We start from the raw sequence: 20689 nt of genomic DNA, 5'->3' as shown, positions 1-20689 counted from the left end.
GGATAAATGTAAGAATTATTATTTAGTTAATTGATTAGAGATATTTTTTAAATGCAATTTATTGATCAGGCTATTATTGATGTCAAAGCAGGTTCAGGTGGTGATGGTATCTCTGCTTTTAGAAGAGAAAAGTATGTTCCAGCAGGTGGCCCTGCGGGAGGAGATGGAGGGCAAGGAGGAAATGTTGTTTTAGAGGCTGATGATAATTTGCAAACTCTTTTGGATTTCAAATTTCAGAAATTAATTTCTGCCGAGAATGGTCAACGAGGTGGTCCCAATAAATGCACTGGAGCATCAGGAAAAGACACTGTACTTAAAGTTCCATGCGGAACAGAGGTAAGACATCTCTCTACAAACATTATTCTTGGCGATTTAACTCATAAAGGCCAACAACTTGTTGTCGCGTTTGGTGGAAAAGGAGGTTTCGGGAACGCTCGCTATTTATCAAATAGCAATAGAGCTCCAGACAAATTTACTGAAGGAAAAGCAGGTGAAGAATGGTCATTGCAATTGGAATTAAAACTTTTAGCAGAAGTAGGAATTATTGGTTTGCCTAATGCAGGCAAAAGTACTTTGATTTCTGTACTCTCTTCTGCAAGACCAAAGATTGCTGATTATCCATTTACAACTTTAATTCCTAATCTCGGAGTAGTAAGAAGACCCTCAGGAGATGGAACAGTTTTTGCAGATATTCCTGGTTTGATTTCTGGAGCCTCAAAAGGTATTGGATTAGGGCATGATTTTCTTCGGCATATTGAACGTACAAAGGTTTTACTGCATTTAATTGACTCAGCATCAATCGACCCGATAAATGATTTTAAAACTATTAATGAGGAATTAACGTCTTACGGTCATGGTTTGATTTCTAGGCCTAGAATTTTTGTTCTCAATAAAAAAGAACTCTTAAAAGAGAATGAAATTAAAAAACTTCTAAATAAAATTGAGAAACTAACTATGAAAAAGGTACATATAATTTCCGCAGTAACGAAATTTGGTCTGGATGATTTGTTGAGTTCTATTTGGAAAGAACTTGGATATTAATTAATTGTTATGAGTGAATCATACCTACTTGTCTTACAGTTGATTTTTGGTCATAACTAAAGAGAGTTATTAAAATTATGGATTTTTACAGTTGTTTTGATGGACAAGGAGAAATTATTGCTCGCTGCCAGACTGATCAAGATATTCATGTACTAAAGAAAATGGGTAGACCAATCGCTGAAGTACGTCAGATGAAAAATGAGGAGGCAGTTGTCTGTTCTTTAACTGGAAGTCCTTCAGATTTTAATATGGATTATTAATAGGATCTAATAGAAAAAAAGGGGGAGGCTATCTATAGCCTCCCCCTTTTTTTCTGTTGATTGTTTTTAAATATTAATCGTCGTATACCAAGCACTCAGGTTCGTCAGGGTTGGCGTCGCAGAAAAGTTCCAGAGCATTTGGATCATGCTTGTCTTCAGGATGATGCTCCTTATATTCCTTGAGAGAATTAAGTTCATCTTCTAAATGATGGAGCTTGGATTCATTTCCCTGAGCTTTTGCTTCTTGGATCTCGGATTCATCCTTTTTAATATGCTCGTCAATAGTTTTCATAGCGTCTTTTAAGAGCAGGATCGGTTGACTAACACATTAATTATGACGGAGGAATATTGCACGTGGTTTGTAAATTTGGTTGGATTTCCTCACCATTCCCTGACTTAAGACCTACAAAAAGATCTTTGTGTGGGTTTTCTCTTTTAATTGATAATTGGTTGATTTATTTAAGCATCAGACACTTTTAGCTTCCTTTGGCTTTCTAAATAATCAAAAACGCTTTTATCTCCAATATCAGCTTCTGCTGGCAGGTTGAATTTCCTTATTCCCATTGATAGCAATAGCAAGGACGCCACAACTAGAGTTGCAAAAGTAAAACTTTCATTGGCTAATTCAGTTAAATATCCAATTAAAGCAATTGGGATGAGAATCGTTATCCCAATTGCTTCCATTCTTCTGAAACAAAAAAACTCTTTGAAACCTATCCCAGTTAAAGAAGCAAAAAGTGGACCGATAAGTAATATCGATTTTGGATTTTCTCTGAGACCATACATTAGATTTGTTACTCCAAAATGATATGAAAGTATCAATAATCCAATACAACCTACTGCCCAGAAAATTATTAGTGTTTGATGTAAAGGTCTTAAATATATATGTATCCACTTCAGGCTGAAACCTATACTTATTGACATGCATAATAGCCAAATCCATATTTGATGAGATCCATTGAAAAACCATTGAGCTATTCCTATTGAAAAGAATAATCCGCAGAAAAGAATTGATAATCGATAAAATAAAACTTCTTTTTTATCATTAGAAGTAACTATAAAATCTCCATAGACTCCTTTAATAGGATTTGAGGATTTAAAGTAAGAATTTTTTTCTTCCATAGTTGAAAATTAATTGTTGATAGTTGTTTTAATATCCTCTCCTTTAGGAATAATACTACTTGGATTTAAAGGAAATAAAGCTCCAAAATAATCTTTTCTCCAAGTGTCAACATCACATGTTTTTTTAATATTGTACATATTAAAAATCTTTTTTCTCCATTTAATTATATGTGGGAAAGATTTAATTGGTTTATTACTACATTTAAATAGTGGGTAATAAATTGCTTCCCATCTAATAAGGGTAGGGAAAAGTCTTATATCAGCAATTGAAAGATTTTCCCCGCAAAGCCAAGGACCATTTGATTGAAGATGTTGTTCAATAATATTTAGAGCTGAGAACAAATCTTTAGAAGCTTTTTCATAAGCTTTTTGATTTCTAGCAAATCCACATTTATAAACTCCATTATTAATATTTTCTTGAATTAGATTCTGCCAATTAATTATTTGTTTTTTATATTTGCTTGGGTTAAGGTTTATTTCTTGATCGTATATAGGCCAGTTATTTAATATTTCGACAAGCTCAGCGCTTTCATTGTTTATAAGTCTGAATTTTGATTCAGTCTCCTTGCCTGGATCGAAAAGCATTGGTACTGTTGCTCTTCTTGATTGATAATTTCCGCATTTTTTATAAAGTTCTTGAAGGGTTTTACAACCTTTTATTGGTGGATCTAATCTCCATCTTCCTCCCTCATTGTCTACTTGAGCAATGTGAAGATTGATTGACTTATTTAATCCTTTGATTTCGTAAATCATCCATGCTCTATGAGCCCAAGGACAACTTTTGCCAACAATTAAACCTGGCATTTGATTTGAAGCTCTATTTTTTAAATCTTCCTTGGTCGGGATTTGAATTTTTTTCTGAAGATTTATTGGTCTCTTGAAATTTCCATCAGAATCTGAAGGTGCAAGACCATTCATTAAAATCTGCCACTCGAAATTCCAAATGTGTCTCGCAGCTTTTACAAATATTGGTGGTATGGCCATGAATTTCTTTTAAGATTATTTTTATCTATGTTTTATTGATTAGTGATGCAGCTACAGGTGCTTCTAGTGGCTGGTACCCATGGTAATGAAATAAATGGTATTTGGCTTTTTGATGAATGGAATAAATCACCTTTTTTAATAAACACTCACGGGATTAAGACTTGTCAGGTAATTGGAAATCCTGAGGCGAAAAAGGCTGGAAAAAGATATATAGACCAAGATTTAAATCGGAGTTTTCAAGAAGAATCATTTTTATGTCTTAACTCTTCAAATTTTGAAGGAAGTAGAGCAAATGAATTAGTTAATCTTTATGGAGAAGTAGGAGAAAACCCTTGTCAAATAGCATTAGATTTTCATACAACGACAGCCTCAATGGGAAGTTGCTTAGTTGTTTATGGACGAAGAGATGCAGATTTAGCTTTGGCCTCTTTAATTCAAAATAAATTAGGTTTACCAATTTATCTTCACGAATCTGATCAAAAACAAAAAGGTTTTTTGGTTGAATGTTGGCCTTGCGGACTGGTTGTCGAGATTGGACCCATTGGTCAGGGTCTTTTGAATTCGAGAATTATTTCACAAACAAAATTGATTCTTGAGGCTTTGATGGAACAAATTCATCAAATTAAGAACTTAGATTTCTATTTCCCTGACAAGTTAATCATTCATAGACATATTAAAAGTATTGACTTCCCTAGAGATGAGCAAGGCAATATTGATGGATATGTGCATCCTCTAAGGCAATCAAAGGATTGGCAGGAATTGAAGAAAAATGATGAATTATTTTTTAAGTTGAATGAAGAAACAATTAGATTTGAAGAAGATGAAGCTTACGTGCCAGTTTTTATAAATGAAGCAGCGTATGTAGAAAAAAATATTGCCATGAGCTTTACAAAAAGGGAATTATGGGATTTTAAAAAAGAATGGAAACAATCACTTATTAACCTAGTCCATCAGAAGTAAGTTCTCTCGCTCCAGTAAACAACTGCCCCTTGAGCCTCTAATTCATATTTTCTGTGACGTGCATCACACAAAGGAACTCTCTCTTCAACCCTACGCCCGTTAATCAGCCACTTGATTAGAACCAATTTCCGACCTCAGAGGATGAATCTTAAAAGAATCTTAAGACTCGTTGAGTGCCTATTTAGCCCGACTTACAGATTCTCTTCATAAATTGTCCTACATATTAGCCACAGAAAGGATCATTCTCCTTTAATATCACGGCTGGCAGTCTAATTAGCTGCTCTTAATTACTCGTCCCGTTAGGGACATACACATTCGTCCTCATGACCACCATTCAGCAGCAGCGTTCTTCGTTGCTCAAAGGTTGGCCACAATTCTGCGAGTGGGTTACTTCCACCAACAACCGTATCTATGTCGGTTGGTTCGGTGTATTGATGATCCCTTGCCTTCTTGCGGCAACAACTTGTTTCATCGTTGCATTTATCGCTGCTCCTCCAGTTGATATCGACGGTATCCGTGAGCCAGTAGCTGGTTCATTCATGTATGGAAACAACATCATTTCTGGTGCTGTTGTTCCTTCAAGTAACGCTATCGGCCTTCACTTCTACCCAATCTGGGAAGCAGCAACTCTTGATGAGTGGCTATATAACGGTGGCCCTTACCAGCTTGTAATCTTCCACTTCCTTATTGGTATCTGTGCATACATGGGACGTCAGTGGGAGCTTTCATACCGTTTAGGTATGCGCCCATGGATCTGTGTTGCTTACTCAGCTCCTGTATCAGCAGCTTTCGCTGTATTCCTTGTTTACCCATTCGGTCAGGGTTCATTCTCTGATGGTATGCCTCTAGGAATCTCTGGAACATTCAACTTCATGTTCGTTTTCCAGGCTGAGCACAACATCTTGATGCACCCATTCCATATGGCTGGTGTAGCAGGTATGTTCGGTGGTGCTTTGTTCTCTGCAATGCACGGTTCTTTGGTTACTTCATCACTTATCCGTGAGACCACAGGACTTGATTCTCAGAACTATGGTTACAAGTTTGGACAAGAAGAAGAGACATACAACATCGTTGCAGCTCATGGCTACTTCGGTCGTTTGATCTTCCAATATGCAAGCTTCAACAACAGCCGTAGTCTTCACTTCTTCTTGGCTTCATGGCCAGTGATTTGTGTTTGGTTGACATCTATGGGCATCTGCACCATGGCGTTCAACTTGAACGGTTTCAACTTCAACCAGTCTGTAGTTGATACTTCAGGCAAGGTTGTACCAACCTGGGGTGATGTACTTAACCGTGCAAACCTTGGTATGGAAGTAATGCACGAGCGTAATGCTCACAACTTCCCACTTGACCTAGCAGCTGCTGAGTCTACTTCTGTAGCTCTTGTTGCACCTGCAATCGGTTAAGTCTTTAACTTGATTTTTTTAAAGCCCTCTTTTAGAGGGCTTTTTTTTGCCTTTTTTTGGATATATGATTTGCTTTAGTGGTTTATTTTTTAGCAAGTATTGATTAGCATTTTGTAGATAGGTTTATTTATGGGAAGTAGTTTCGGAAAACTTTTTACTATCAGCACTTTTGGCGAATCTCACGGTGGTGGAGTTGGTGTAATTATTGATGGATGTCCACCAAGGTTGGAGCTTGATATCAATGAAATACAAAATGATCTCAATAGAAGGAGACCAGGTCAAAGCAAAATCACTACTCCAAGAAACGAGAGTGATGAAGTTGAAATTCTAAGTGGCCTTTTAGGGAACCAAACCTTAGGAACACCAATTGCCATGGTTGTAAGAAATAAAGATCATCGGCCTAAAGATTATTCTGAAATCAAAAAATCTTTTAGACCATCTCACGCTGATGCTACTTATCAGAAAAAATATGGAATTCAAGCTTCAAGTGGAGGTGGACGAGCATCAGCAAGAGAAACGATAGGAAGAGTTGCTGCTGGTTCTGTTGCAAAGCAACTTCTCACCAAATACTCTGATACAGAAATACTCGCTTGGGTCAAGAGAATTCATGACATTGAAGCTGAAATTCAACCTAGCGAAGTAACTTTTGATGATATTGAGAAAAATATTGTTCGATGTCCAAATCAATCCGCTGCAGATTTAATGATTCAGAGAGTGGAGGCTTTTGGTAAAGAAGGAGACTCTTGTGGCGGGATAATAGAATGTGTTGTTCGAAATCCGCCTGTAGGCCTTGGCATGCCTGTTTTTGATAAGTTAGAGGCCGATTTAGCTAAGGCATTAATGTCTTTGCCTGCTACTAAAGGGTTCGAGGTGGGCTCAGGTTTTGGAGGTACTTTTCTAAGAGGTAGTGAACATAATGATCCTTTTTTGCCATCGGATTCTGATCAATTGAAAACTGCTACTAATAATTCAGGGGGCATTCAAGGAGGTATTTCTAATGGCGAGGATATAGTTTTGAGAGTTGGATTTAAACCAACAGCAACAATTAGAAAAAGTCAAAAGACTATTGATGAAGACGGTAATGCTACAACTCTCAAGGCAACAGGAAGACATGATCCTTGTGTTTTGCCAAGGGCTGTGCCAATGGTTGAAGCAATGGTTGCATTAGTTTTAGCTGATCATTTACTTAGGCAAGAAGGCCAATGTGCTGACTATTGATTAAATAATTAAGAATTGCTCTTTAGCATCGATTTTCAATAATCTTTTAGCCATATCTCTAAATCTTTATCAGGTATTTGATTTCGTAATTCTCTTCCAATAACCAATGCATTGTATCCACTTTTTAATAACTTGTTTAAATTTTTACTTTTAATTCCACCTGCACCAATAAAAAAAATATCTTTTTTTGTAAAGTCTTTTAATTCGTTTGTAAATTTAATACCTAATTTTGATGCAGGGTAAATTTTTACAATTTTATATCCTAGCTTGATGGCTTCTTTAAAATTTTCAATATTGGATATTCCTGGAATTACTAATTGATTATGTTTTATGGCTTTAAGATGAATTCCTTTGTTGAAAATAGGACTCATGGAATAATTTAGATCTAAGGAGAGGATTGAATCTAAAGATTGTTTTGATGAAATTGACGCAACACCAATATTGATTGTCTTGAAGTTTTTCTTTATTTCTAATATCAAACTTAACCATCCTGGATTTGAATCCCATCCTATTTCAATATTTTTTATACCATAATTAGAGAGCTTTTCGATTCTTAAAAATAAATCATCTCTTTTTTTTGATATATTAAAAAAGTTATATTCGAGTCTGATTACAACTATTAGAGGTTGTATTTTAAGCGATTTTATTAAATTATTTTGCTTAACTTCCAAAAAATAGATTTTTAAAATTAAGCATACTCAGCAACTTTAACTTCATGGCGAATCAATAAATCTTGGAATTCAAGAGAATCAACTGTCTCAGTTTCCATAAGCATTGCTGTTAACTCTTCAAGTACTTGTCGGTTGTCGTTTAAAGCTTTTTTAGCTCTTTTGTATGCAATTTCAACAAGAATTGAGACTTCTGAATCAATAGTTGCAGCTGTATCTTCAGAAAAATCTCTTTCTGCAGAAATGTCTCTACCAAGGAACATACCCCCTTGTGATCGCCCTAGAGCTACAGGCCCTAACTTGTCACTCATGCCAAATTTGGTAATCATTTGCCTGGCAACTGAAGCTACTTGCTTAAGATCATTTGATGCTCCAGTAGTTACTTCATCTTCTCCATAAATAATTTCCTCTGCAACTCTTCCTCCAAGAGCAACAGCCATTTGATTTTGAAGGTAAGACCTTGAATAAAGACCAGATTCCATTCTTTCTTCACTAGGCGTAAAAAAAGTTAAGCCTCCAGCTTGTCCTCTTGGAATGATTGAGATCTTTTGTACAGGGTCATAATCTGGCATTACAGCACCAACTACGGCATGGCCAGCTTCGTGATAGGCAACTAGCCTTTTACGCTTTTCACTCATGACAGTGTCTTTCTTCTCGGGACCAACCATAATTCTTTCAATTGCAGCACCTATCTCATCATTACTGACCTCTGTTAATTCTCTTCTAGCAGCTAATATCGCAGCTTCATTTAATAGATTTGCTAAATCTGCCCCTGTAAAACCAGGCGTTCTTCTTGCTACTTGATCAAGGTCAACTCCCTTTGAAAGGGTTTTGCTTCTTGCATGAACTTTGAGTATTTGCAATCTACCTGAGTAATCAGGTCTATCTACTGTTACTTGCCTGTCAAATCTCCCTGGTCTCATGAGTGCTGAGTCGAGCACGTCAGGTCTATTAGTTGCGGCAACAATAATTATTCCTGAATTTCCTTCAAACCCATCCATTTCAGTTAGTAGCTGGTTGAGTGTTTGTTCTCTTTCATCATTTCCTCCTCCAAGCCCAGCTCCACGTTGACGACCTACCGCATCTATTTCATCAATAAAAACTATACAGGGAGCATTCTTTTTAGCTTGTTCAAAAAGATCTCTAACTCTGCTAGCACCAACTCCAACAAACATTTCTACAAACTCAGAACCAGATATAGAAAAGAAAGGAACTGAAGCTTCACCTGCCACGGCTTTAGCAAGTAAAGTTTTACCTGTACCTGGAGGACCAACTAATAAAACACCTTTAGGAATTTTTGCCCCAACAGCTGTAAAGCGATCAGGATTTTTTAAAAAATCCACCACTTCAGTAAGTTCAAGCTTTGCCCCTTCAATACCAGCGACGTCTCCAAAAGTTATTTTGGTTTCTGACTCCATTTGAAGTCTTGCTTTACTCTTACCAAAATTCATTGCTGGATTTCCACCCCCGCCAGAGCCAGCTCTTCTGAATAGGAAGAATAGACCTCCCAATAAAAGTATTGGGAAAATTAGGCTACTAGCAGCTTGTTGAAGAGGATTTGATTGAGTAGATGGTTGTACAGCAATATCAACGTCATTATCAGTTAATAGTTGAAGTAATTCTTGATCTGGAGCCAAGTTAACTAAAGCTCTGTTCCCATCACTTTCAACAATTTGAGCTGTACCTTTGTCTGGAGATATGAGAACCCTGCTGACCTGTCTCTCTTGAACAGCTTCTATGAAGTCACTATACCTAAGTGTCCTTGATGCTTTTGTTGGACTAGGCTTATCGAAAAAAGCACTTCCGACAAAAATTACAACAACGACAATTAGTACATAAAGACCAATGTTTCTCCAGCGTTTGTTCATGTTTTTCTATATCTATTTAGAGTTTAATAGGATTAGGTCCAACTATGCGGCTCTTAGTACATCAACGACGCTTTTAAATGCAAACCATTCAGGAATTTCTTCTCCACTTCTAAGCATTTTCCTGAATTGAGTGCCGCTTAATTTTTTTATGTGCAATCCTTTTTCTTTAGCATAATCAGCGGTTACATAGCCTTCCTCTTCTGTAAATACTAGATTTAAAGATGGAACTGTTTGCATCCCTAATTCTTCGCAGCACTCGGTTGCAAAATTCTGAGCATCATATGGACCATAAAAATCTTCTCCGCTGAGAGAGGACTTAGAGCCTGCCATGTCTCTTCCAATAATGAAATGAGTGCATCCATAATTTCTCCTTATAATCATGTGTTGAAGAGCTTCTCTTGGACCAGCCATATGCATTGAATAAGGAAGATATGACCACCTGATTTTTGGATTATTAACTTCAGAGGCAAGTTTTTCATAGGTTTGAAACCTTACTGATCCAGGTATGTCATCTTCTTGAGTTGGTCCACAAGTTGGATGAACAAGAACAACACCATTTTTACTGACATTATTTGCTTCTAATGCTCTTGTGAAAAGCTCATAATGGGCTCTATGAATTGGATTCCTGCACTGGAATGCAACTACATCTTCTCCAAGAGGAAGATTTTCTCTTACTTGAGAAGGAGTTTGGCAAGTAAAAACTCTTTTAGGTAGTTCTAGACCTTTTATTGATCCTCCTAAATAATATTTTTTCCGCTCCATAGAGATCATTCTGACTGCAGGATGCTCTAAGGAAGTTGTTCCGTAGCAAAATTTGGCTTCAATCACCTTGTTAGGTGTCCATTTTTCTTTTACTTCTAAAATTGCTAGTTCTTGATCTTTATATTTGAGTAAAACTGAATCTCCTGGGTTTATATCTTCTCTATCTGTATCCATAACAATTGGTAGACCAAACAGTAAACCAGATTCGATTCGATTTTGTTTAACAACTGAGTTGTAATTTTTTTCACTCATGAACCCATCCAAAGGAGAAAAAGCACCTATCAAAAGAAGTTCAATATCACAGGCATTTCTGTCAGAACAATTTAATGTTTTAAAAGAATTTTTTTTCAACTCTTTTGCTTCTTGATCAGATGCCATAAGGTTTATAAGTTCTCCACCATAAGGTTTGATCAAACCTTCGATATTTTTTTTAGAACTTTGCTTGCTAGTCATTTTCCCTTGAAGTAACCCGGCAAATTCTCCCAGATAAAGGGCCCATATTTAAGAAATTGTTTTCATTCAATTCAGCACAAAAAAAAAGAGGGTTTTAACCCCCTTTTTGATTTGATTAGGATGGTTATATTCCTAGCCTTTGCGACCATAGAAAATACCTTTGATTTTGATATCAACAGGATCTTTTGATCCAAGGTCATTATCTGAAGGCTGGATAGCAATAAATTGCCCGCCAAATTCTTCAGTGTCAGCATCAACACTATCGACAGTAAGTGTTATTTCACCTTTACCGCCAAGATCATCTTTAACATTTTCTCTTGCAAGATCCTCATCATCACCACCACGAGCAATGAGAGCTTGAGCATATTCAACACCAGTTGATTTAGCGCGACTCTTTGGATCAAGAAAGTCTGCAGATCTATAACTTGGTGTTGTTGTAGGACCTGAAAATTCTGCTCCTGGTTCAATTGATTTTCCTTTTTTGGATTCAGCAACCATCTCTTTAACAGAGAAAGCAAAAGGAAACTCCTCTCCATTTGGAGCTAGAACTGTAATTAGAGAGAAGTCAATACCACCTTTTTCGGTGAATTTACCACCGGAAAGATCACCATAAACTTCATCAAGACTTGTATTGAAGCGAGGACTGATAATTTTTGCTATTGCAAAATCAGATTTATTTCGCTTGTTAGCTGGAAGTTTTACTGAAACTTCTGTTGGCTGAAGGCATAAGCTTTTGAATTGGCCATCAGCACTAATAGAACCCGATGACCCCGCTGGTAAAACAGTGCAAGCATCAGCTTGGCCAGTATTAACAACATTGCCAAAACGAGCATTACCTTGCTCGCGCCCTTTTAAAGCTGCAGATGCGCTTGATGGGAGAGTTGTAAAGGTGAGACAAAAAGCCAGCATCAAAGCCAGCAGAGGACGAAATCGCATGAGAGGGCTAGATGACTGCGGTCGAAACCGCCCAATTAATTCAGTTGGGATATTACAGGTATCAAATACTTCTTATCACAAGCATTTGATAGCTCTATACAACCCGTAGCTTTTGCGTTGTTGAATTTACCACCTCGATTTTCTTGAAAACCTAATGATAGCAGTCGTTTCTAGAGTTTAGACTCCGATTTTAAAAAAAAAACGAATACGAAAAATATCTATAAATTTACGATTTAAGATTTCTAATTTCATCTAAAAGTTGATGTGATATTGAAAGTTTTGTTGAGAAAGATAAGTTTTTGACCATTTTTTTTGGACCTAACAAAAAACCACTGTTGAAGTTTTTGTCAAATCCTTGTCCAGCTCTATCAATGGGATTGGCCATTAGAAGGTCACAACCTTTTAAAACTCTTTTTTTCTCTCCTTTTTCAATTATTTCATTATCACTTCCTGTTTCAGCAGCAAAACCTAGGAAAATTTGATTTTCTAATTTCTTTCTAGTTTGATTTTTTATTAGGTCTGTTGTCATTTCTAAATCATCAAAAATAGACTTTATAAAAAATTCTTTAGAGATTTTTTTATTGCTTGGACTATTTTTTTTGAAATCTGATACTGCTGCAGCCATTACAATGACTTGAGCAGATGGTTGTAAATCGTCAATTTTTGCTCCCATTTCATTTGAGGTCCTAACTGAATAAGTATTAAGTCCCTCTAGAAGATCTTCTTGAAGGCTTATTGGGCCATGCACTAAATCAACATCTGCACCTCTTAATTTTGCAGCTTGAGATATCAAAACCCCCATCCTTCCACTACTTCGATTCGTTAATTGTCTTGCAGCATCAAGGTCTTCGACGGTGGGACCAGCTGATACAAGAAATCTTATGCCTTTTAGATCTTTGGTAAGAAATTTATTTTTTTCATGGAAAATAAATGCACTTTCAGAGGCCAATTCAATAATGTCTAAGTTGACCATTTTTCCATCACCAAATCTATCGCAAGCTAAAAGTCCCTCAGAAGGTTCAAGACTAATAATTTGGTCATTAGTTTTTGTGTGGTTCCAATTCTTCTTTACTGATTGATTTGACCACATTGAAGTGTTCATTGCAGGAGCAATAATGATTTGTGATTGAGCGGCCAAGAGAATGCTTGCTAAAAGTCCATCGGCATTTCCACTAGTAAATTTGGATAGTGATGTTGCACTCATAGGTGCAACAATAATTAGCTCAGCCCATTCAGCCAAAGCAATATGTAAAGGCTTCGTTTGAGAGTCTTCCCACTGATCTTTATCTTGATAACATTTATTTCTGCTTAAAGTAGATAAAGATAAGGGACTAACTAATTTTGCAGCGCTTTGAGTTATGACGCATCTGACCTCTACCCCAGCTTTGATTAGGCGACTAACCAGAATTGGAGCTTTTACAGCTGCAATACTACCTGTAACAGCAACTAATATTTTTTTCCCAGATAAAGTTGAATTATTCATGATATTTAGATTTTATCTCAAATAGACCTCCAAAAGATATTTTTCAAATTTTAAATAATGCAAATTTTTCATATTAAATAGATATTTCATTTTTTATATCTTGATTAAAAATGATTTTTTGCTTTATAGGATCTTTCATTTATTATGCTTATGTAAGAAGATTCGCTAATGAAAAAAATCTAAAGTAATTTTTTATCTTTGTTTCTTATGCCTTTAAGAATTCAGAAAACAGTTTTATATAAATCATCTGCAAAGATTGTTGATAGATTAGCAAATTGGGCTGCAAATCCTTGGAGAAGATATTCATTGTTAGTAATTATTTTTCTGATAGGTTTTTTTCTAGGTAGTTCTCTAGGTATGATAAATGGTGTTCTAGATTTGATGGATCCAGTTGGGGCATTTATTGTATTAATATTTTTGGAAATATTAATTAAAGCTAGATTTATTTTTTTAAAGTCGAAAAAGCCAAAAATTCTTATTTTGGTCTTTGATATGTTTAGAATAGGTTTATTATATGGCCTTTTTTCAGAGGGATTGAAACTATTATAAATATAATTAATTATTTTTACTCAAGCCTAGTAAATAAAGCAAAGCCATTCTTGTAGGAATACCATTTTCTACTTGTTTGCTTATAAGATTGATTGAAGTATCTTCAACTAATTGACTGCTTATTTCTATGCCTCTATTTACGGGCCCAGGATGTAGAACAGGAACTTTCTTTTCACACCACTTTAAACTTTCATGTGTTATTCCATATTGTGCAAAATAACTATCAAGATCTGTAAGCATATTTTGCTTCATTCTCTCTTTTTGTAATCGAAGTGTCATAACAGCATCACTATTTTTTAATGCATCTTTTAGTGATCTTTTTATAAAAACAGAACCCCTTTTATTAATGGGATCAAAGTTTTGCCCTGGCGGAGGATTGAGAACAAAATCAACAAATTCATCTGGAAGTAGACTTTGAGGTCCACATAGCGTTACCTCGGCTCCACATGCGGTTAGTGCCCAAAGGTTGGATCTGGCAACTCTAGAATGAAGAATATCTCCGACTATTGTGATCTTTTTATTTAAAAGACTATTCGTAGTTGCTTCATTTGGATTAAAGAAATTAGCCAGTGTAAATAAATCCAAAAGTCCTTGACTTGGATGACTATGAAATCCATCCCCTGCATTAAGAATGGATGTATTGATGTTATTTATTTCTACGTAATTAGCTAACTCTGCGGGTACATTTGTTGACTCATGCCTGATTACTAAAATATCGGCCCCCATTGAGATGTATGTAAGGATAGTGTCTAAAGGTGTCTCTCCTTTACTTAGAGAACTTGTTGCTACAGAAAAATTCTGAACATCAGCAGATAGTTTCTTTGCTGCAAGTTCAAAGCTAGTTCGTGTTCTTGTACTTGGTTCAAAAAACAAGTTGGTAATCAGTCGTCCTTGAAGCGCAGGAAGTTTTCTAGAACTTGATTTATGGACATCTTTAAATCTCGATGTTAGTTCTAAAACTGTGTTGTAATCCTCTAAAGAAAACGTAGATAGATCAATAATGTGATTATGTTTCCAATTATTCATAATCCTTCAAAGGTGGGTGGTGACCAACACTTATTTCGTGGAGGAATTCGATCTCCTTTAACCCTTTTGCTAACACTTCTACTACCTTTAAGGTACCAACGCCAAGGTATATCTTTAGCTTGAGATATGCCAATTCTTGTGGTCTGAACAATATTTGCCTTTTCCTTGAAATTCTCTCCCTCTGTTAACCAAAAACCATTTTCAGGTGACAAGGATAAATTATCAAAGTTCCTATTTAATCCAAATTTTTTTGCTAACAACCCTGGCCCAGAAGCAATCCTTTCGTTTTCTCCTTTTATTGCTATCGATCTAAGAAGTACACCATTTGCCCAATTTTTCTTCCCGGTAACAATATTGACGCAATTATTAATTCCGTATGAAAGGTATATGTAAAAATTACCAGGATCACCAAAAAGTGTTTCGTTTCTTTTGGTTTTCCCTGCATAACCATGACATGAAGCTTCCTCTTGAGAATAAGCCTCAGCTTCAACGATTACACCAGCAAGAAAACTATTTTTTGATAAGCGCTTAATTAAAAAACAGCCAATTAGGTTAGGAGCGACCAAATGCGATGGCCTAGAGAAGAATTCTTTTCTAAGAAGAGAGATTTGCTTACCAATTCTTTTGAATTCATATTAGTGACTTAATAATAGTTTTTCTCTATCTTGCTGATTAATCTACTAACACTTAGGATTTCGTAAAATGCATTCCGATGGCAGAATGGTGCACGAACTTTAAAGCACGAAGATCTTTTACTAATAAGGTCTTCCGCTCATCTCTTAAAGATCTTGAAAATTCTCTAACAAATCATGACTAAAATTTCTTCATCTGACGTGCGTAAGGTTGCACATTTAGCTCGTTTAGAACTTCCAGAAGATCAAATAGAAACTTATACAGAGCAACTCGAAGAAATACTTTCATATGTTGATCAACTGCAAGAAATAGATACTGAAAATATCCCTCCAACTACTAGAGCTGTTGAGGTGGTTAATGCAATGAGAGAGGATTTAGTTGAAGTTAATTGTTCAAGAGAAGATCTTCTTAATCAGGCACCTCATAGAGAAGGTGATTTTTTTAGAGTTCCTAAAATACTTTAAATTTATTCACTATCTTTTACTTTCTGTTCTAATTCTTGTTTTATGGATTAATTTTATATATTTTCTCCTCCAATTATTTTTTGGTAATATTCTTGCTATTGGTCTCATGTTGCTTCTTCTTTCTTTGTGACTTCTAATTCCAAAGAAAATATCATAAAGAAAATTTAAACTATCTTTTTTAGTTTCAAAAATCCCCATTCTTTGAGGTGAACCTTTTTGATCTAAAAGTGGTTTTGTGGCTTCATAAGCTGGCTTATATTCAAACCATGGAATAGAGGGCCATAAATGATGAACTAAATGGTAATTTTGTCCCATTATTAGCAAGTTCATTAATTTACTTGGATAAACTCTTGCATTTTTCCATCTATTTCTAGAATCAAAAGGTCTATGTGGTAGATAATCAAAAAATATTCCTAAAGTGACTCCAACCATTAATGCTGGCCCAAACCATAAATTATAAATAACATTCATAAAATTATATTTAACTCCCGCAATGATTATGCAAATAAATATTCCTCTCTCAATTCCCCATTGCATAAGTTCAAACTTTCTCCAAAGTTTTCTCTCAAAGAAAAAATATTCATGATAAAAAAATCTTGGAGCAATTAACCAAATAGGACCAAAAGTACTAACTATGTGATCTGGGTCGTTTTTTGGGTCATTAACGTATTTGTGATGCTCTAAATGTACTCTTGTGAATACTGGGAAACTAAAACCTAGTAATATTGCTGATCCATGCCCCATGAATTGATTTATCCATTTATTTGGATGAGCGGCATTGTGGCAGGCATCATGAATAACGGTCCCTTCCATATGAAGAGCTAAAAAAGCTAATGCAACCAAAATTGGTAATGGCCAGTTCCCTTGATACCACTGCCAAACAGTAACTATTGCAAGCAAATATCCACCTAAGAAAAGCCCTAAAGTTACGTTTAAAGGCTTAGGAGGATCAAGATATTCTTGGATCTCTTTTTGCCAGTCGCGTAATGACTTCAGCTTTTTCGTTGCCTTATTTTTGTCAGACCTCGATAAGCACTGGGTCATTGCTTGATGTGTTTGAGATTAATTGAGCTTGTACAACTTAATTAAAAAATGCCCACCGGGAGACTTGAACTCCCACGACATAAAGCCACTGGTACCTAAAACCAGCGCGTCTACCAATTCCGCCAGGTGGGCCAAAGGTTTTCACCCAATCTTAATTGATTCTAGCAGCTCATTGAAGGCTATTTAAAGACGATCTTTGATTCATGAACGTAAAAAGATTTATGTGATTTTCATCTTTGTATTTGAATTATTTGAGAATCTCTTTTTATGACAAATGATTTTTAGTTGTTTAATAAGCACTTTCACTACAAAATAAACTCATATTGAGGAAAATATGGTTGTTTCTATTTCTGGATACTTATTTCTTTGTGTTGGGACTTTGATATTGGCTTTACCTTTAATACTTGTAGAATTAACTAGGCCTAGGGATTGGTTGTCGGGCGGACTTTTTTTATTTTTAGGATTATTTCTAATAGTGGAGAATGATCTTTTAGGAGGCTCAATAAATTTACTTGTCATTTCCATGGAAATTTTGTATGGGAAAATGATTTTAGAAATTATTCAAACCAGATGGTATCAATTAAGTGCTGAAGAAAAAAAGCGGATTGGATCTTTTGAAAGATGGGTTGAATCTTTTAGACAACTCGGTCAAAGTTTTGCCTTAATGGCTAATGGCTGTTTAAATTTGTTTAAAGGCTTCAAGACAAAATCTGAAAAACCGTTAAAAGAAAAAAAATGGGTTCATCCAGAATTGCAAGAAGAAGTCAAGAAGAAAGTAGTTGCTCGATCTGAATCAATTGGTTCCAATAAGCCCAGAAATCCAGAATTCTCCGAAAATGAAGAAACTTCTTGATAAGGTTAAAAGGCCTAAGGCAACCATGATGACTAATGAATATTTCTAAAAGTGAATAATGTCAATAAAGATTCTAAAAAGGATCGTCCCACTTACAAAGACACTCTCAACCTTTTGCAGACTCATTTTGGGATGAGGGCAAATGCAACTCTAAGAGAACCTGAGTTGCAATCTTTTTGGAGAGAAAAAAAGATAGATTTCGAATTAGGCCTAAACAATTCTGGAGAGACTTTTACGTTGCATGACGGCCCACCATATGCAAATGGGACGCTTCATATGGGCCATGCTCTAAACAAAGTACTTAAGGACATAATCAATAAATTTCAAACAATGAAAGGTAAAAAAGTTTGTTATGTCCCTGGATGGGATTGCCATGGATTGCCTATTGAATTGAAAGTTCTACAAGCTATGGATAAAACACAACGAGCTGAATTAAACCCTATTAAGTTGAGAAAAAAAGCAGCTGCTTATGCAAAAAAGCAAGTTTCGCAACAAATGGATGGTTTTAAAAGATGGGGAATATGGGGGGATTGGGATAAACCATATTTAAGTTTAGATAAAAAGTTTGAAGCCTCTCAGATCAAGTTGTTTGGTGAAATGGTCTTCAAGGGATACATTTATCGAGGTCTAAAACCAGTTCATTGGAGTCCAAGTTCTCAAACTGCTCTGGCCGAGGCGGAATTAGAATATCCGACCGGTCATGTTAGTAAAAGTATTTATGTGGGATTTAAAGTTGATCAAATTCCAAAAATATTAACTCAAGAAATTTCAAAGCAAGCTCCAGATTTATTTAATTCTGAAGGACAACTAAAAGAAGTTAAACTTGTCATCTGGACTACTACACCTTGGACGATTCCTGCAAATGAGGCAATATCTGTTAACCAAAAATTAGACTATGTAATAGCACAAAGTTCTGATGGATTATTAATAATTACTGCTAATAATCTTTTGAAAAAAGTATCTGAGAGTGTGGGCATTAATTATGAAAAAAGGGTATTAATTAACGGGTCAAAATTAGATGGTATTATATATAAAAACCCATTATTTGATAAAAGAAGCCCTGTTGTTTTAGGAGGAGATTATATTACAACTGAATCAGGTACTGGACTAGTGCACACTGCTCCAGGTCATGGCGTTGATGACTTTAATACTGGTAAAAAATATAAGTTACCAATTTCTTGCCCAGTTGATGCAAAAGGTTTTCTAACTAAGGAAGCTGGCAAATTTGAAGGCTTAAATGTATTAAAAGACGCCAATATTGTCATAATAAAAGATCTCATTAGTAATGGATCTTTGCTTAAAGAAATTCCATATGAACATAAGTATCCTTATGATTGGAGAACTAAAAAGCCAACTATTTTTAGAGCTACAGAGCAATGGTTTGCTTCTGTTGAAGGATTTAGGGAAAAAGCACTTTCTGCTATAGAAGATGTTATTTGGTTACCTGAATCTGGGAAAAATAGAATTGATTCTATGGTTAGGGAAAGAGGAGACTGGTGTATTTCTCGACAAAGAACTTGGGGAGTCCCAATACCAGTATTTTATGAAAAAAATGGAAAAGAAATTTTGCTTAATAAAGAAACTATTTCTCACATAGCTGATTTATTTTCTATCCATGGAGCAGATATTTGGTGGGAATCTGAAGTATCTCATCTATTACCTCCTTCTTATTTAAATGAGGCAGATCGATGGCACAAAGGTACGGATACAATGGATGTCTGGTTTGACTCTGGCTCTAGTTGGTCTTCAGTCATTTCTAAAAAAGAAAATTTAAATTATCCAGCAGATTTATATTTAGAGGGATCTGATCAACATCGAGGTTGGTTTCAGTCCTCTTTATTAACCTCTGTAGCAGTAAATGAACATTCACCATTTAAAAAGGTCCTTACACATGGTTTTGCATTAGATGAGAATGGTAGGAAAATGAGTAAATCTTTAGGAAATATTATTGATCCTTTAGTTATAATTAATGGTGGTTCAAATAAGAAATTAGATCCTGCTTATGGAGCTGATGTTTTAAGACTTTGGGTTAGTTCTGTTGATTATTCTGCAGATGTTCCTATTGGGTCAAATATACTTAAGCAAATTTCTGATGTTTATCGTAAGGTGCGAAATACATCTAGGTATCTATTAGGAAACCTCTATGATTTTGACAATATAAATGATACAGTTGAAATTTCTAAACTTCCATTGTTAGATAAATGGATGTTGAATAGAACAGCTGAAGTAGTTGATGAGATAACTGAGGCATACTCTAATTTTGAGTTTTCGAAGTTTTTCCAAACAATTCAGAATTTTTGTGTGGTTGATCTATCCAATTTTTATTTAGATATCGCAAAAGATAGGCTGTATGTGAGCTCTAAATCTGACTTTAGAAGAAGAAGTTGTCAGACAGTTTTATCCTTGGTAATTGAGAAAATCTCTGGCTTAATTGCACCTGTTTTATGTCATATGGCAGAGGATATTTGGCAAAATATTCCATATAGCTTAAAGGAAGATTCAGTCTTTCAAAGAGGATGGCCTCAAGTACCAGAATCATGGCGAAATAATAGTCATAATCTTCATGTGGCTGAACTACGCAAGCTTAGAACAGTTATTAATCGTATGTTGGAGAGCTGTAGAAGTAATCAAGAACTAGGTTCTTCCTTAGAAGCTTCAGTAAGAGTTGATATCTCTGATGAAAAAGTTAAAAAGGCTATAGAATGGTTATCACATAGCGAATCTAATAAGGTTGATGTATTAAGAGATTGGTTCCTTGTATCATCTCTCCAAATTGGAGGAGAGCCCTGGGCTGAAGTTTTAGTTAGTGAGGATAATGATATTGCTTCAGTAGATATTGCTAAAGCTAAAGGATTCAAATGTGAAAGATGTTGGCATTACGAAGTTGAAATGAGCCAGAATCAAAATCATCCAAATATTTGTACTAGATGTGAAAAAGTGGTTTTGGCTATTTAAATAT

The 20689-nt window shown here is 35.5% G+C and carries 20 protein-coding genes and 1 tRNA gene; 9 read left to right on the top strand and 12 right to left on the bottom strand.

The features are described from left to right. Positions 1-51 precede the first annotated feature (51 nt). The gene (cgtA, locus tag SIB75_RS09745; protein ID WP_413683107.1) at positions 52-1041 is read left to right on the top strand and encodes an Obg family GTPase CgtA; all 990 of its coding nucleotides are present in this window, start codon (positions 52-54) and stop codon (positions 1039-1041) included. A gap of 77 nt (positions 1042-1118) precedes the next feature. Continuing rightward, entirely contained in the window at positions 1119-1301 is a 183-nt protein-coding gene (locus SIB75_RS09740) for a hypothetical protein (RefSeq protein WP_413683106.1), read from the top strand. A 73-nt stretch (positions 1302-1374) separates the two neighbouring features. On the opposite strand, the gene SIB75_RS09735 is transcribed toward SIB75_RS09740, so the two are convergent. The 3 genes from SIB75_RS09735 to SIB75_RS09725 all read right to left on the bottom strand — a co-directional run bounded on the left by SIB75_RS09735 (position 1375) and on the right by SIB75_RS09725 (position 3407). After that, on the bottom strand, positions 1375-1593 hold the full coding sequence (locus tag SIB75_RS09735; protein WP_413677231.1) for a CP12 domain-containing protein: 219 nt from the start codon (positions 1591-1593) through the stop codon (positions 1375-1377). A 167-nt stretch (positions 1594-1760) separates the two neighbouring features. Continuing rightward, a complete protein-coding gene (locus tag SIB75_RS09730) occupies positions 1761-2423 on the bottom strand; it encodes a DUF2301 domain-containing membrane protein (RefSeq protein WP_413683105.1) in 663 nt (220 codons plus the stop codon). Positions 2424-2432: 9 nt separating this feature from the next. After that, positions 2433-3407, bottom strand: a complete 975-nt coding sequence (locus tag SIB75_RS09725) for a glutathione S-transferase C-terminal domain-containing protein (protein WP_413683104.1) — start codon at positions 3405-3407, stop codon at positions 2433-2435. Positions 3408-3449: 42 nt separating this feature from the next. Here SIB75_RS09725 and SIB75_RS09720 point away from each other — a divergent pair, with 42 nt between their 5' ends. The 3 genes from SIB75_RS09720 (at position 3450) to aroC (ending at position 6991) form a co-directional block, all read left to right on the top strand. Then, positions 3450-4367 carry an aspartoacylase gene (locus tag SIB75_RS09720; RefSeq protein ID WP_413683103.1) on the top strand — a complete coding sequence of 306 codons (918 nt, stop codon included), beginning with the start codon at positions 3450-3452 and terminating at the stop codon, positions 4365-4367. Between the two features lie 323 nt (positions 4368-4690). Further along, positions 4691-5773, top strand: coding sequence for a photosystem II q(b) protein (psbA, locus tag SIB75_RS09715; RefSeq protein ID WP_413683101.1), 1083 nt, complete (start codon positions 4691-4693; stop codon positions 5771-5773). Positions 5774-5902: 129 nt separating this feature from the next. Then, positions 5903-6991 carry a chorismate synthase gene (gene aroC / locus SIB75_RS09710; protein ID WP_413683099.1) on the top strand — a complete coding sequence of 363 codons (1089 nt, stop codon included), beginning with the start codon at positions 5903-5905 and terminating at the stop codon, positions 6989-6991. A gap of 35 nt (positions 6992-7026) precedes the next feature. On the opposite strand, the gene SIB75_RS09705 is transcribed toward aroC, so the two are convergent. From SIB75_RS09705 to coaBC, 5 genes are all read right to left on the bottom strand, one after another. Further along, positions 7027-7662 (bottom strand): bifunctional 4-hydroxy-2-oxoglutarate aldolase/2-dehydro-3-deoxy-phosphogluconate aldolase, encoded by a 636-nt coding sequence (locus SIB75_RS09705; RefSeq protein ID WP_413683098.1) that lies wholly within the window; start codon positions 7660-7662, stop codon positions 7027-7029. A 17-nt stretch (positions 7663-7679) separates the two neighbouring features. Then, positions 7680-9527: an ATP-dependent zinc metalloprotease FtsH gene (ftsH, locus tag SIB75_RS09700; protein ID WP_413683096.1), complete on the bottom strand. Its 1848-nt coding sequence runs from the start codon at positions 9525-9527 to the stop codon at positions 7680-7682. A 42-nt stretch (positions 9528-9569) separates the two neighbouring features. Beyond that, positions 9570-10742, bottom strand: a complete 1173-nt coding sequence (sat, locus tag SIB75_RS09695; RefSeq protein ID WP_413683094.1) for a sulfate adenylyltransferase — start codon at positions 10740-10742, stop codon at positions 9570-9572. 132 nt (positions 10743-10874) lie between these two features. Further along, on the bottom strand, positions 10875-11678 hold the full coding sequence (locus tag SIB75_RS09690; protein ID WP_413683092.1) for a photosystem II manganese-stabilizing polypeptide: 804 nt from the start codon (positions 11676-11678) through the stop codon (positions 10875-10877). A gap of 226 nt (positions 11679-11904) precedes the next feature. Then, positions 11905-13161 carry a bifunctional phosphopantothenoylcysteine decarboxylase/phosphopantothenate--cysteine ligase CoaBC gene (gene coaBC, locus SIB75_RS09685; protein WP_413683091.1) on the bottom strand — a complete coding sequence of 419 codons (1257 nt, stop codon included), beginning with the start codon at positions 13159-13161 and terminating at the stop codon, positions 11905-11907. Between the two features lie 207 nt (positions 13162-13368). On the opposite strand from coaBC, the gene SIB75_RS09680 reads away from it, so the two are divergent. Then, complete coding sequence (locus SIB75_RS09680; protein ID WP_413683089.1) at positions 13369-13710, top strand: DUF565 domain-containing protein; 342 nt, start codon at positions 13369-13371, stop codon at positions 13708-13710. Between the two features lie 6 nt (positions 13711-13716). Here SIB75_RS09680 and SIB75_RS09675 read toward each other — a convergent pair whose 3' ends face one another. Together SIB75_RS09675 and SIB75_RS09670 are read right to left on the bottom strand one after the other, a co-directional pair. Beyond that, entirely contained in the window at positions 13717-14736 is a 1020-nt protein-coding gene (locus tag SIB75_RS09675; protein WP_413683088.1) for an aspartate carbamoyltransferase catalytic subunit, read from the bottom strand. Then, positions 14733-15302 (bottom strand): DNA-3-methyladenine glycosylase, encoded by a 570-nt coding sequence (locus SIB75_RS09670; protein WP_413683086.1) that lies wholly within the window; start codon positions 15300-15302, stop codon positions 14733-14735. The genes SIB75_RS09675 and SIB75_RS09670 overlap by 4 nt, the downstream gene beginning before the upstream one ends. Before the next feature lie 243 nt (positions 15303-15545). Here SIB75_RS09670 and gatC point away from each other — a divergent pair, with 243 nt between their 5' ends. Next, on the top strand, positions 15546-15833 hold the full coding sequence (gatC, locus tag SIB75_RS09665; RefSeq protein ID WP_413683084.1) for an Asp-tRNA(Asn)/Glu-tRNA(Gln) amidotransferase subunit GatC: 288 nt from the start codon (positions 15546-15548) through the stop codon (positions 15831-15833). A gap of 9 nt (positions 15834-15842) precedes the next feature. Here gatC and crtR read toward each other — a convergent pair whose 3' ends face one another. Together crtR and SIB75_RS09655 are read right to left on the bottom strand one after the other, a co-directional pair. Further along, on the bottom strand, positions 15843-16877 hold the full coding sequence (gene crtR / locus SIB75_RS09660; RefSeq protein WP_413683082.1) for a beta-carotene hydroxylase: 1035 nt from the start codon (positions 16875-16877) through the stop codon (positions 15843-15845). Between the two features lie 49 nt (positions 16878-16926). After that, positions 16927-17009 (bottom strand) — tRNA-Leu (locus SIB75_RS09655). 202 nt (positions 17010-17211) lie between these two features. On the opposite strand from SIB75_RS09655, the gene SIB75_RS09650 reads away from it, so the two are divergent. Next, entirely contained in the window at positions 17212-17730 is a 519-nt protein-coding gene (locus SIB75_RS09650; RefSeq protein ID WP_413683080.1) for a hypothetical protein, read from the top strand. Between the two features lie 51 nt (positions 17731-17781). Beyond that, the gene (gene ileS / locus SIB75_RS09645; protein ID WP_413683078.1) at positions 17782-20685 is read left to right on the top strand and encodes an isoleucine--tRNA ligase; all 2904 of its coding nucleotides are present in this window, start codon (positions 17782-17784) and stop codon (positions 20683-20685) included. The last annotated feature ends 4 nt before the right edge of the window (positions 20686-20689 follow it).

This window comes from Prochlorococcus sp. MIT 1011 (assembly GCF_047305235.1).
Lineage (GTDB): Bacteria > Cyanobacteriota > Cyanobacteriia > PCC-6307 > Cyanobiaceae > Prochlorococcus_B.
The sequence above is the reverse complement of the archived record's forward strand: the minus strand, read 5'-3'. Positions and strand labels throughout refer to the sequence as shown.